The organism is Deltaproteobacteria bacterium (assembly GCA_035063765.1).
GTDB lineage: Bacteria > Myxococcota_A > UBA9160 > UBA9160 > PR03 > CAADGG01.
On the sequence record JAPSFT010000023.1, the window covers coordinates 63550 to 75408 of the forward strand.

12 protein-coding genes are annotated in these 11859 nt (G+C 74.0%); 3 read left to right on the plus strand and 9 right to left on the minus strand.

The genetic code is table 11. The features are described 5' to 3' along the window. Positions 1 to 95 precede the first annotated feature (95 nt). The 4 genes from OZ948_16190 to OZ948_16205 all read right to left on the minus strand — a co-directional run bounded on the left by OZ948_16190 (position 96) and on the right by OZ948_16205 (position 2552). Positions 96 to 554: a DUF3293 domain-containing protein gene (locus OZ948_16190; protein ID MEB2346266.1), complete on the minus strand. Its 459-nt coding sequence runs from the start codon at positions 552 to 554 to the stop codon at positions 96 to 98. A gap of 58 nt (positions 555 to 612) precedes the next feature. Then, positions 613 to 930, minus strand: a complete 318-nt coding sequence (locus tag OZ948_16195; protein ID MEB2346267.1) for a hypothetical protein — start codon at positions 928 to 930, stop codon at positions 613 to 615. Positions 931 to 936: 6 nt separating this feature from the next. Beyond that, positions 937 to 1848, minus strand: coding sequence for a hypothetical protein (locus OZ948_16200; protein ID MEB2346268.1), 912 nt, complete (start codon positions 1846 to 1848; stop codon positions 937 to 939). A gap of 83 nt (positions 1849 to 1931) precedes the next feature. Then, positions 1932 to 2552: a glutathione S-transferase gene (locus OZ948_16205; GenBank protein MEB2346269.1), complete on the minus strand. Its 621-nt coding sequence runs from the start codon at positions 2550 to 2552 to the stop codon at positions 1932 to 1934. 57 nt (positions 2553 to 2609) lie between these two features. Between OZ948_16205 and OZ948_16210 the strand changes: the two genes are divergently transcribed. Next, positions 2610 to 3857, plus strand: coding sequence for a cytochrome P450 (locus tag OZ948_16210; protein MEB2346270.1), 1248 nt, complete (start codon positions 2610 to 2612; stop codon positions 3855 to 3857). Here OZ948_16210 and OZ948_16215 read toward each other — a convergent pair. Together OZ948_16215 and OZ948_16220 are read right to left on the minus strand one after the other, a co-directional pair. After that, positions 3817 to 5121, minus strand: a complete 1305-nt coding sequence (locus OZ948_16215) for an AarF/ABC1/UbiB kinase family protein (GenBank protein MEB2346271.1) — start codon at positions 5119 to 5121, stop codon at positions 3817 to 3819. The genes OZ948_16210 and OZ948_16215 overlap by 41 nt on opposite strands. Continuing rightward, positions 5118 to 5753 carry a TetR/AcrR family transcriptional regulator gene (locus tag OZ948_16220; protein ID MEB2346272.1) on the minus strand — a complete coding sequence of 212 codons (636 nt, stop codon included), beginning with the start codon at positions 5751 to 5753 and terminating at the stop codon, positions 5118 to 5120. Before OZ948_16220 ends, OZ948_16215 begins: the two co-directional genes overlap by 4 nt. A gap of 63 nt (positions 5754 to 5816) precedes the next feature. Here OZ948_16220 and OZ948_16225 point away from each other — a divergent pair, with 63 nt between their 5' ends. Next, positions 5817 to 7079, plus strand: a complete 1263-nt coding sequence (locus tag OZ948_16225; protein MEB2346273.1) for a cytochrome P450 — start codon at positions 5817 to 5819, stop codon at positions 7077 to 7079. Positions 7080 to 7088: 9 nt separating this feature from the next. Here the strand turns inward: OZ948_16225 and OZ948_16230 are convergent, their stop codons facing one another. Further along, positions 7089 to 7895 carry an isocitrate lyase/phosphoenolpyruvate mutase family protein gene (locus tag OZ948_16230; protein ID MEB2346274.1) on the minus strand — a complete coding sequence of 269 codons (807 nt, stop codon included), beginning with the start codon at positions 7893 to 7895 and terminating at the stop codon, positions 7089 to 7091. A gap of 319 nt (positions 7896 to 8214) precedes the next feature. On the opposite strand from OZ948_16230, the gene OZ948_16235 reads away from it, so the two are divergent. Continuing rightward, positions 8215 to 9249, plus strand: a complete 1035-nt coding sequence (locus OZ948_16235; protein ID MEB2346275.1) for a tellurite resistance/C4-dicarboxylate transporter family protein — start codon at positions 8215 to 8217, stop codon at positions 9247 to 9249. Positions 9250 to 9468: 219 nt separating this feature from the next. Here the strand turns inward: OZ948_16235 and OZ948_16240 are convergent, their stop codons facing one another. Both OZ948_16240 and OZ948_16245 read right to left on the minus strand, forming a co-directional pair. Then, on the minus strand, positions 9469 to 9648 hold the full coding sequence (locus tag OZ948_16240; protein MEB2346276.1) for a hypothetical protein: 180 nt from the start codon (positions 9646 to 9648) through the stop codon (positions 9469 to 9471). A 92-nt stretch (positions 9649 to 9740) separates the two neighbouring features. Beyond that, positions 9741 to 10928, minus strand: a complete 1188-nt coding sequence (locus OZ948_16245; protein MEB2346277.1) for a Fic family protein — start codon at positions 10926 to 10928, stop codon at positions 9741 to 9743. Between the last annotated feature and the right edge of the window lie 931 nt (positions 10929 to 11859).

The following is an 11859-nucleotide window of genomic DNA, read 5'->3' on the forward strand; positions in this document are numbered from 1 at the left end:
ATTCTAGTCCGTCGGCCAACCGACGGGAATCGCCATTCCTGGCCGCAGGTCCGGGACTCCGCGGCCCGCCGGCAAGCGGGTCGCGCGAGGGCGCGTCAGAGCTCGCAGAAGACGAGCTCGGCCGCCTCCTGACACCGTCCGGTGACGATGGCCTCCTGGCCGTAGCGGCGCCCGAGCGCCAGGGCCGCGTCCCGCGCGAGCCCGAGCACGAGGAGACCTGGCTCGGGCGGCCAGTCGCCGCCGTCGCCGCAGCTCGCCCCGCGCAGCCACGGGTGCCCCGAGGCGACGACCTCGGCCTCGAGCCGGGCCTGGGCGGCCGCGTTCGCGGCGGGCGCGGCGAGCTGGCCGCCCGGGTTGTGGGCGGTCAGGTAGGCCCACTCCGCGAGGCCGCGCGCGGCGAGCAGCGCATCGAGGCGCGCGCAGCGCGCGCCGATCCGGATGTCGAGCCGCTCGGAGCCGTCGGCGGCGGCGTAGGTCGTGGCGCGGTAGGCGGCCTCGCGCGGGCTGTGCGGCACGCGCCCGAGGGTACCCGGCGGGGGCGGCGTACGGCTCATGGGCGGGGGCATCGTGGGACTCACGCGCAGGGCCGCCGCTGCGCGCGCGGCCGCGCGCCTACTGCGGCTGGCCGCCGCGCGCCAGGCAGTCGTCGCGCAGCATGAACTCGACGCGGCCCGCGAGCTGGCAGCCCGCGATCGCCTCGTTCTTCGGGTCCGAGCCGAGGGTGCGCGCGGTCTCCCACCACGACGGCCCAGCGGGCTTCGCCGCGGGGGCGCCGGCCGCCGCCGGCTTCGACCCGGCTGGCTTCGAGGCCTCGGCGGTCTTCCGCGACCCCTGGTACCGCTCCATGCTCTTGTCGATCTCGTCGAGGAAGCAGCCGGGCAGGACGGCGAGGCCGAGGAGCAGGGCGACGGGGAGCAGCCCGATGCGCATGCCCCGTCATCGGCCGGCCGGCCGCCCGGCGTGAGCCGCCACGTCCGCCTCGTCGATGTCGATCCAGCCGTCGCGGGCGTAGGCGCAGGCGCGCTCGGGGCGCTCGAGGAGGACCCGGGCGAGGGCCCTGTCGATGCGGGCCTCGGCGAAGGGGGCGAGCGTCTCGCTGTGGCGCAGCACGGCGGCGCCCTCCTCGAGCAGGTCGGCCCGGCGGCGCGCGGTGCCGAGGCAGAGCAGGCCGGCCCCGAGCTCCACCTGGTAGTCGAGGCGCGCCGGCGAGATCGCGACGGCGCGCCGGCTGTACTCGACCGAGCGCTCCTTGTCGCCGCGCACGCCGAGCACCCAGGAGAGCCAGATCCACTCGGGCACGATCCGGTAGAAGGCGGCCGCGTAGTGGTAGAGGTTGCCGAGCGTGGTGTCGTCGGCGCTCTCGCGGCCGGCGGGCTCGAGCGCGATCGCGCGCCCGAGCAGATCGGCGATCACCGGGGCGAGGCGGGCGGACTCGATCACGCCCTGGGTGGTCGTGATGCGGCCGAGCGCGGCGGCCAGCCAGAACATGCACTCGGCGCAGCGCGCATCGAGCGCGAGGCTCGCGCGGGCGAAGGCCTCGGCGCGCCGGAAGCCCGCGAGGCGCGCCTCCTCGCTCGCGACGGGCAGCCGCTCGCTGTGCCGCCACGCGAGGCGCGCAAGGCGCCAGAGCGGCTCGGGCTCGGCGGGCAGCGCGCCCGCGAGCCGCTCGAAGCGATCGGCCGACGCGGCGAGCTGGTCGGCGCGCTCGAGCTCGCGGCCTTCGCGCGCGAGCGCGCGCAGCGCGGCGCCACCGGGGTGCGCGTCGAGCGCGCTCGCGAGGTCGGCGCGCGCGGGCAGGGCCACGGCGGCGAGCAGCAGCGGAAGGAGCAGCGAGGCGAGCCGCGCCATCCCGGCATTCTAGGTGTGCATGCCGCACGGCGGGAAGATGGAAATAGGCTGATCGGGGACGAAGATCCGGATCTGGACCAGGATCAGAACGCGTACGGACCGCCGCGCTCGAGCGAGCGCTTGTAGGCCGGCCGCGCCTGGATGCGCTCGAGGAAGGCCGCCAGGTTCGGGAAGTGGTCGAGGCCGTAGAGGAGCCGCGTCGCCTGGATCACGAACGAGAGATGGATGTCGGCGGCCGTGAGCTCGTCGCCGACGAACCACTCGCGGCCCGCGAGCTCCGAGTCGAGCCAGCTCATGTGGGTCTCGATCTCGCTCGCGATGCGCGGCGCGAGCGGCGCGCCCGCCTCCCCGAGCCGCGCCATGTAGAGCCGCAGCATCACGGGCAGCATGGCGGAGCCCTCGGCGTAGTGGAGGAGCTGGAGGTAGCGCACGAAGTCGGGCGAGGACGCGGGCGGCGCGAGGCGGCCCTTGCCGTACTTCCGCACCAGGTACTCGAGGATCGCGCCCGACTCGATCACCACCGTCTCGCCGTCCTTCAGGATCGGCGACTTGCCGAGCGGGTGGACCTTCTTCAGCGACTCGGGCGCGAGCTGGGTCTGGGGGTCGCGCTGGTAGCGGACGATCTCGTAGGGCAGCTCGAGCTCCTCGAGCAGCCACAGGACGCGCTGGGAGCGGGAGTTGTTGAGATGGTGGACCTCGATCATGGGGGGCTCCTCGGGCCGGTGATCCCGAGCCTAGGACAGTCGGCTAGCCTCCGCGCCATGCCCGCGCGCCCGCTTCCCGGCACCCTCGACGTGATCGGCCCCGACACCTTCGCACGCCACGGCTATCCGCACGCGGCCTGGAAGCGCCTGCGCGAGGAGGCGCCGGTCCACTGGTTCGACCTGCCGGGGGGCGTCGGCTTCTGGGCGATCACGAAGCGCGAGGACGTGGTCTGGATCTCGAAGCAGCCCGAGCGCTTCCGCAACGCGCCGCGGCTCGCGATCTTCGAGCAGGGCGCGCCGGTCGAGGGCGAGCGCACGCTCGCGCGGCATCTCCTCAACATGGACCCGCCCGAGCACGCCGCCTTCCGCCAGGCCGCGAGCCACTGGTTCACGCCGCGCGCCATCACGCGCCGCCAGCCCGAGGTCGAGCGCATCACGCGCGACCTGCTCGCCGCGATGGCCGGCGACGGCGAGGAGCGCACGGGCGACTTCGTCACCGACCTCGCCGCGCCGCTCACCCTGCACGTGCTGGCCGACATGCTCGGCGTCCCGCGCGCCGACTGGCGGCTCATGTTCCGCTGGACCAACCAGATCGCCGGCGCGAGCGACGCCGAGTACCAGACGGGCGACGCCCCGATCGACGGGGTCGAGGACGCCCGCCACGGCCTCTTCGCCTACTTCAGCGACCTGGCCGCCGAGCGCCGCAAGGAGCCGCGCGACGACATGGTGAGCGTGCTCGCGAACGCCACCGTCGAGGGCGCGCCGATGCCGGCCTTCGAGCTGCTCTCCTACTTCCTCCTGCTCGTGGTCGCCGGCAACGAGACCACGCGCAACGCCGCGAGCGGCGGGCTCCTCGCGCTGATCGAGCATCCCGGCGAGCTCGCGAAGCTGCGCCGCGACGCGCGCCTCGTCCCGAGCGCCGTCGAGGAGATCGTGCGCTGGACCTCGCCGGTGATCCAGTTCTGCCGCACCCCCGTCGAGGACGTCGAGCTGCGCGGCCAGCGGATCCGCGCGCGCGACTCGCTCTGCCTCCTCTACCCCTCGGCGAACCGCGACGCCGACGCCTTCGCCGAGCCCGACCGCTTCCGCGTGGACCGCCGCCCGAACCCGCACCTCGGCTTCGGGATCGGCGAGCACTTCTGCCTCGGGGCGAACCTCGCGCGGCTCGAGCTGCGCGTGATCTTCGCCGAGCTCGCCGCGCGCCTCGAGGCGATCGAGCTCGCGGGCCCGGTCGAGCGCATGCGCTCGAGCTTCCTCGGCGGCGTCAAGCGGATGCCGATCCGCTACCGGCTGCGGCCGGCCTGAGCGGCGCCTCGCGCGCCGCGCCCGCCGCCAGGTGCTTCAGGAGCTCGGCCTGGACGAGCCGGCGGCCGGGCGCGAGGCGGTGCGAGAGGCCGTTGAGCAGGACCAGGGTGCGCGCGACCAGCGCGAAGTCCTCGGGGATCCGGCGCAGCCGGCTCTCGCCGAGGATCGCGAGGACGCCGGCCTCCGTGTCGCGGTCGCCCACCATCATGAGGAGCAGCGAGCGCAGGCTCCCGGGCCGCAGCGCCGTCACGTCGAAGCCGAGCGCGCCGGCCGCGGCGAGCGCGGCCTCCGCGTCGCCGACCAGCGAGGCCACCATCATCTGCGCCACCTGCCGCGCGAAGCCCGGCGGCAGCTCCTTGCACAGGCCGAAGTCGAGGAGGCCGATCCGGCCGTCGGGCAGGACCAGCAGGTTCCCCGGGTGCGGGTCGCCGTGGAAGAAGCCGTGCTCGAAGATCATCGTGCCGTAGAGGGCGCCGATCCGGCGCGCGACGTCGGAGAGCCGGTGGCCCGCCGCGCGCACGGCCTCCGTGCGCGCGACCGGGATCCCCTCCAGGTACTCGAGGACGAGCACGTTCTCGCCGCAGAGCTCCGGGTGGACGCGGGGCACCACCACGTCGGGGAGGTCCACGAGCGACTTCGCGAGCCGCTCGGTGGAGCGCGCCTCGCGCCGGAAGTCGAGCTCGAGCTCGATGAAGCGGGTCACCTCGGTCACGAGCGCGCGCAGGTCGATCCGGCTCTGGAGGCGCTGGACGATCCCGACCACGCGCCGGAGCATGCCGAGGTCGAGCGGGATGATGCGCGGGATCTCGGGGTAGCGGATCTTCACGACCACCGGGCGGCCGTCGTGCAGGGTCGCGCGGTGGACCTGCGCGAGCGAGGCGGCGGCGAGCGCCCGCTCGTCGATCGCGGCGAAGAGCTCGGCGAGCGGGCGGCCGAGGTCACGCTCGACGAGCGGGGCCAGGGTCGCGAAGGGGCGCGGGGGCACCGCGTCGTGGAAGCGGCTCAGGCGCTCGACGAAGGGCGCCGGGAGGACGTCGGCGCGCGCGCCGAGGACCTGGGCGGCCTTGGTGAAGGCGCCCGCGAGCGTGAGGGCGACGCTCTCGATCTCGCGCGCGGCGGCGGCGTGCGCGCGCTGCCAGGCCGCGTCGCCCGGGGGCCAGCGGCCCGCGCGGTCGCGCAGGAGGAGGAGCCAGTAGCGCGGGACCACGCGCGCGAGCGCCCAGACGACGCGCAGGACCCGGATCCCGCGGAGGTGCCGGATCACGGCGGAGGCCCTTCCGGGGACGTGACACCGCGGAGGAACAGCTCGGCGATCGTCCGCGTGATCTCCTCCTCGGGCACCGGCAGGAAGCGCCCGGCGCCCAGCACCTCCTGGCTCAGGAAGACGACGACGATCATCCCGACCAGGGCGCGGACGGCGATCACGGGCGAGAGCCGGCCCGCGAGCCGGGCCCCGAGGCGCGACTCGAGATGGCGCGCGAGGGCGGCGTTGGTCGGCACGAGGACGCGCTCGACCGCCTCGCGCGCCTGCTCGAGGTGCGTCGGCAGCTCGCGCATCGCGACCAGCAGGAGCTCGCGATGGCCGGCGAGGTGGCGCCAGGCGCCGCGCACGAAGGCGTGGACGGCGTCCTCCATGGGCTCGGTCTCGAGCGCGCGGATCAGCGCGAGCACGTCCGGCACGAGCGAGTTGCGCCGCAGCACCTCGAGGAGCAGCGCGCCCTTGCTCTCGAAGTAGAGGTAGAAGGTGCCCTTCGCGATCCCGGCCTCGCGGGCGATCGCCGCGACGGGGGTGCGGTCGAAGCCGCGCTCCGCCCAGAGCTTCAGGGCGACCTCGGCGAGGGCCGTCCGGCGGGCCTCGTAGAAGGCGTCCCGCTCGCTTGCCGGGATCCGGGGCATGCGGCTATTATGACCAACCAGTCGGTCATTCTCCAACCCCGCGCCCGCCCGCGAGGACCCTCGATGACCTCCCCGGCCCCTCCGCCCGCCGCCTCCGGCACCGGCGACTTCGACCTCCTCGGGCCGCTGCGCAGCGCCGGCACGCTCGAGAACCCCTATCCCCTCTACGCCGTGCTCCGGACCGTGCGCCCCGTCCTCCCGGTGCCGGTGCCGGGCCACACGGGCCCCGGCCTGTGGATGCTGACCCGCTACCGCGACGTCCACGCCGCGCTGCGCGACCCGCGCTTCTCGGTCGAGCGCATCCGCGCCCCGCTCGTGCGCGACAACCTCGAGCGCATGCCCGAGTTCGTGCGCCAGAGCGCGACCGGCCTGCGCTCGCTGCTGATCATGGACCCGCCCGACCACACGCGCGTGCGCAAGCTCGTGAACAAGGCCTTCACGCCCCGGCGCATCGCCGCGCTCCACGGGCACATCGAGGCGATCGTCGGCGCGCTCGTGGACGAGGCGCAGGCCCGGGGCCGCTTCGACCTCGTCCACGACTTCGCCGAGCCGCTCCCCGCGATCGTGATCGCCGAGCTGCTCGGGGTCCCGGCCGAGGACCACCGCCGCTTCCGCGAGTGGTCGGGCGCCCTGATCGCAGGCCTGGCCGCGCCCGACCCCGCGACGCGTGCGGCCGGCGCCGGCGCGGCCCGCAGCCTCCTCGCCTACCTCGCCGACACCATCGCCGCCCGCCGCCGCGCCCCGCGCGACGACCTGATCAGCGCGCTCCTCGCGGCGCAGGAGGAGCGCGACGCCCTGAGCGACGCCGAGCTCCTCGCCACCGCCAACCTGCTCCTGCTCGCCGGCCACGAGACCGCGACCAACCTGATCGGCAACGGCACGCTCGCGCTCCTGCGCGAGCCCGACCAGTGGCGGCGCCTGTGCGCAGACCCGGCGCTCCTGCCGGGCGCCGTCGAGGAGCTGCTCCGCTACGACGGCCCCGTGCAGGCGACCCTGCGCGTCGCGCTCGAGGACGTCGCGATCGACGCCAGCGTGATCCCGGCGGGCGCGCTCGTGCTCGTCGGCATCGGCGCCGCGAACCACGACCCCGACACCTTCGCGGATCCCGACGAGCTCGACCTCGCACGCGACCCGAATCCGCACCTGGCGTTCGGCTTCGGCGCGCACTTCTGCCTGGGCGCCTCGCTCGCGCGCCTCGAGGCGCGGCTCGCCTTCGAGGCGCTGGCGCGGCGCCTTCCCGGGCTCACCCTCGTGGACGAGCGGCCCGCCTACCGGCCGAGCCCGGTGCTGCGCGGGCTCGCGCGCCTCGAGGTGGCGGTGGCGTAGCCGGGGCGCTCACGGCCTCGCGGGCTCGCGCAGGGCCTCCCGCACGGTCCCCGCCGAGGCGAGCGCGCGCTTCCAGAACTCCTGGGTGCCCGCCCCGAGCAGCTCGCGCGCGGCCTCGACGAGCGCGTGCTGCGCCGCGCTGGCCAGCGCGCCCCCGGTCGAGACCCGCTTCGCGCCGGCCGCGAAGAGCTCGGGCACCGTGGGCCCGCCCGGCAGGACCAGCACGTTCAGCGGCCGGTCGATCTCGGCCACGACGCTGCGCACCTGCTCGACCGTCGCGAGCGCGGGGGCGTAGAGCACGTCCGCGCCCGCCTCCTGGTAGGCCTGCAGGCGCGCGATCGTGTCGGCCAGGTCCGGCTTGCCGCGCAGGAAGTTCTCGCAGCGGGCCGTCAGCACGAGCGGGGACGCGTCCTGGCGGCTCGCCTCCACGGCCGCACACACGCGCTCGACGGCGAGCCCCGCCGGATAGAGCCCCGCCTCGGCCCCGTAGTCCTCGATCGAGCAGCCGGCGAGCCCCGTGCGGCTCGCGAGCGCGATCGTCTCGGCCACGAACGCGGGCGCGTCGCCGAAGCCGTTCTCGAGATCGGCGCTGACCGGAAGCGGTGTCGCCGCCGCGATCTGCCGGCAGTGCGCGAGCGCCTCGTCGCGCGTGACCCCGCCGTCCGGGCGCCCGAGCGCGTTCGCGAAGCCCGCGCTCGTCGTCGCCAGCGCCCGGAAGCCGAGCGCCGCGAGGATGCGCGCCGACCCCACGTCCCACGGGTTCGGAATCAGGAACGGCGTCCCGTGCATCTCGCGGAAGAGCCCTCGTCGATCCATCACGTCCTCCTGCCGCGCCGGCCCCCGGCCCGATGTTGTCCTCGCCGGCGGTCCCGGGAAAGGGGCCGGTCCGGGAGGACACCCGCGACACGGATCCCGGCTCGGGCCCGGCCCCCTGCCCCGGCGCGAGCGCCTGCTGCCGCCGCATCCGGCCGGCCCGCCCGGCGGGCGCGGCGCGCTCCGGCCCGGCGCGACGCGCCCGGGCCGGGTGCGGCCCCACCCGGCGGGCGCTGGCCCGGCGCGGCCCGGACCCGATCCGACAGCGGCGGGCGAGAACGCTTGACCTTCCCGCCTGCGCTCTGGTAGCGCTGGGCCGCAGATGATCCGCTGGCTCGACGCGCGCATCGCAGAGCTCGCCCCGCGCCACTTCGCGCTCGTGATGGCCACCGGCATCGTGTCGATCGCCGCGTGGCTCGAAGGGCTGGAGGGGCTCGCGCGCGTCCTCCTCGGCTTCAACCTGCTCGCCTACGGCGTGCTCGTGGCGCTCACGATCGCGCGGGCCGCGCGCCATCGCGCCCGGCTCGTGGCCGACGCCCTCGACCATCGCCGCGCCCCGGACTTCTTCACGCTCGTCGCCGGCACGGGCGTCCTCGGCACCCAGCTCCTCACGATCCGCAGCGACCCGACGCTCCCCTGGATCCTGTGGATCACCGCGGCGGTGCTGTGGGTCGCCATCACCTACGGCTTCTTCACCGTCGTCACGATCAAGCAGGACAAGCCCCCGATCGAGACCGGCCTCAGCGGCTCGTGGCTGCTGGTCGTCGTCGCGACGCAGTCGCTCGCGGTGCTGGGCCCCCTCCTCGCGCAGGGACAGGAGCCGGGACGGGAGCGCGACGCGATCCTCCTGACCTGCCTCTCCCTGTTCTTCGTCGGCTGCCTCCTCTACGGCGTCCTGATCACCCTGATCCTCTATCGCTTCATCTTCTTCCCCTTCACCTCCGTGCAGCTCGCACCGCCCTACTGGATCAACATGGGCGCCGTCGCGATCACCACGGTGGCGGCGTCGAGCCTGCTGGGCGCGGCCGCCCTCTCGCCCCTCCTCGCGGAGCTCGTGCCCGTCCTGCGCGGCCTCGCCATCGCGTTCTGGGCGACCGCCTCCTGGTGGATCCCCCTCCTCGTGCTGCTCGGCATCTGGCGCCACGGCCACGGGCGCGTCCGCATCACCTACGACCCCCAGTACTGGGGGCTCGTCTTCCCGCTCGGCATGTACACCACCGCGACCGTCCGCCTCTCGCACGCCCTCGAGCTCCCCTTCCTCCTCGTGATCTCCCGCGGCTTCGTCTTCGTCGCGATCGCCGCCTGGACCCTGACCCTCCTCGGTCTCGGCCGCGCGCTCCTCCGGACCCGCGCGTGAGGGGCCACCCCGCGCCCGACCCGGGCGCCCGGCGCCGCAGCCGCTGCACGGGCCAGCCCCCATCGAGGCCACGGGCTGACCTCCGCCCGCAGAGCCCTCCTGGGAATCGCGCTGCTCCTCTGGGCCGCGCTCGCCTCCTGGACCTTCAGCTTCCGCTTCCGCTCGTCCTTCTTCGAGCACGCCCTCGCCTGTTGGCTGGAAGACGGCCAAGCCCGGGCTTCACAGCCTGCGCGCCACGTGGTGCAGCCCGAGCTCCTTCCATTCTTTCGGTCGGGTCGCGGGGACGAAGTCCAGCACGTCGCGCGGCAGGAGGCAGAGCGCGCGGTCGTAGTCCTCGGGCTTGCGCTGGCGGTAGCCGCCGGGCGGGCTCTCGCCGTAGGGCGGCGAGATCTCGCGCACCGCGGTCGCGTCGCCCGCGCAGGCGTCGGGGCCGTGCTGGAGAAGGGCGCATGCGATCGCCTCCTCGAACGCACGCTCGGAGATGTCTGGGCTCAGCGCCGCCTATCCTGCCGGCGAGCGTTCTGCGCCTCCGCGAGCTTCGGCGGTTCCTCGAGGATCTCGAGGATCGCACGCGCGCAGTAGACGCGGTTGCGCTTCGCTTCGCCGGTAAGCGCCACGATGCCCGCCGTCTCCAGGCGATCGATGGCCCGCTGCGCGCTCGTGAACGCGACGCCCAGTCTCGTCGCCAGCTTGTTCACCGTCCAGAACGGGTTCTCGACGAACAGCTCGAGCGCTCGTTCGGGCAGCCGCGATGCCGCCTTGGCAAGCTGCTCGCGCCAACGGGCCAGAAGGTCATCGATCCGCCGGGTGCGATCCAGGGCATCCTCGGCCTGACCGGCGGCTCCGACGAGGAAGTAGCGCAGCCACTCTTCCCACTCCCCCCGTGCGGTGACGCCGGAGAGGCGGGCGTAGTACTCCGGACGCGTCGCCTCGAAGTACGCGCTGAGGTAGAGCAGCGGAGACGGAAGCACGTCTCTCGCGACGAGGAGCAGGGTGGTGAGCAGCCGGCCCACGCGCCCGTTGCCGTCGAGAAAGGGATGGATGGCCTCGAACTGGGAGTGTACGAGTGCCGCGTGGACGAGCGGAGGCAGGGTATCGTCGTGCAGAAACCCCTCCCACGCGTCGAGGCAGTCCCTCAGGCGATCGGGCGGCGGGGGCACGAAGCTCGCTTTCGCGAGTGTCGCGCCCGCCGGACCGATCCAATTCTGGCTGCGCCGGAACCTCCCCGGCGTGGCCGCATCGCCGCGCACCCCGCGCGTCAACTTCTCGTGCAGCTCCCTCACCAGGCGCAGCGAAAGCGGCAGCGTGCGCAGGCGCGCGATGCCGTACTCCAGGGCGGCGACGTAGTTGCCGACCTCGCGGAGGTCCGCCGGACTGCGCGCCACCGCCGCCCCGGCCTCGGCGGCGAGCAGCTCGCCGAGGGTGGCCTGTGTGCCCTCGATGCGGCTCGACAGCGCCGCCTCGCGGCGCACGAAGGGGTGGATGAGGAGATGCGGATTCGGCAGCCGCCTTCCCTCGCCGGCCAGTCGGCCGACCGCGCGGTCCGCCGCCGAGAGCGCCGTCGCGAGCCCGGCGTCCCACGCGATCGGGGGCGGAAGCGGGTCGGGGACGTACGCCCGGTAGCCGCCGGAGGCGCGGACCCAGCGGCCGTGAGGCTGACGTTTCGGAGCGGTCGGCACGGGCCTCCTTGTTTGCGGGGCTGCGAACAGCTCCCGACGTTATTATCGAATCATGGCGAAAACGCAAATACAGATCCCGAGCCGGTCGGCGCCCCTAGTCGAACCGCGAACGGCGAGCAGGTACGGTTGGCTCTCACGCGAGCCCTGGCGACCCGCCCAGCCCCTGGTCCGCGTCCCTGGTCGATCCGCCGAATGAACCAGCGCCCGTTTGGCTCCTGCGCTTGCCCTGCGAGGCGCTCCTGCCGAACTAGCTTTCGGAGAGGCAAGCCAGGCCTGGATGACGAATCGCGAAGCAGCCCTGCTTCATCGAGCCAGCGCGCAGCCTCCACCGCCGCCACTTCCGGTTCATCGCGCTGCTTCAGCTCGCGCTGGAGGTAGCGGTTGATCGCTTCCACTTCGATCCGGTTGCCTGGTCCGCGTTGACGCACCTCGTCGACGACTGGATGATCGAGCCGGAGCTCCGGGCACGAACGCAGTAGCTCCTCGAGCGCCTGGCGACTGACAGGACATGTGGCAACCGTCCGTCCGGAACTTCTCGCGTCGTCATCGAGCGAGACCAGGTAGACACCAGGGCCCCTGGCTGGCAAGGGCGTTCCCCACGGCACGCAGCCCCCGTATGCGAGCCCCGCCCGCTGAAGAAGCTGCCAAACCGTGGACGGCACCGGTCCTCCTGGCGTGAAGGTCATTGTGGCTTGGATTCGCCTCGCGAGCTCGGCATAGCGACAGAGCGCATTCGCCAACCGCATCGGCTGGGGGGTCCGGCACTCGCCACGGCCATGCCTCCCAATGGCGAGTCCCTGCAGCCTTGACGTAACCGGTCACTCTGAGGCGTTCTTCCCCGCCTGGGTCCTGCTGCTGTAGAAGTCGCCCTCGAGGAGGGTGACGGATGCGAGTTCTGGCAGATGGGCGCGTGCGCCGCACCGAGGCGGAG

Excerpts from the sequence above, each read along its gene's own strand:
- OZ948_16190 (MEB2346266.1), bottom strand. The coding sequence starts at position 554 with ATGAGCCGTACGCCGCCCCCGCCGGGTACCCTCGGGCGCGTGCCGCAC.
- OZ948_16195 (MEB2346267.1), bottom strand. The coding sequence starts at position 930 with ATGCGCATCGGGCTGCTCCCCGTCGCCCTGCTCCTCGGCCTCGCCGTC.
- OZ948_16200 (MEB2346268.1), bottom strand. The coding sequence starts at position 1,848 with ATGGCGCGGCTCGCCTCGCTGCTCCTTCCGCTGCTGCTCGCCGCCGTG.
- OZ948_16205 (MEB2346269.1), bottom strand. The coding sequence starts at position 2,552 with ATGATCGAGGTCCACCATCTCAACAACTCCCGCTCCCAGCGCGTCCTG.
- OZ948_16210 (MEB2346270.1), top strand. The coding sequence starts at position 2,610 with ATGCCCGCGCGCCCGCTTCCCGGCACCCTCGACGTGATCGGCCCCGAC.
- OZ948_16220 (MEB2346272.1), bottom strand. The coding sequence starts at position 5,753 with ATGCCCCGGATCCCGGCAAGCGAGCGGGACGCCTTCTACGAGGCCCGC.
- OZ948_16225 (MEB2346273.1), top strand. The coding sequence starts at position 5,817 with ATGACCTCCCCGGCCCCTCCGCCCGCCGCCTCCGGCACCGGCGACTTC.
- OZ948_16230 (MEB2346274.1), bottom strand. The coding sequence starts at position 7,895 with ATGGATCGACGAGGGCTCTTCCGCGAGATGCACGGGACGCCGTTCCTG.
- OZ948_16235 (MEB2346275.1), top strand. The coding sequence starts at position 8,215 with ATGATCCGCTGGCTCGACGCGCGCATCGCAGAGCTCGCCCCGCGCCAC.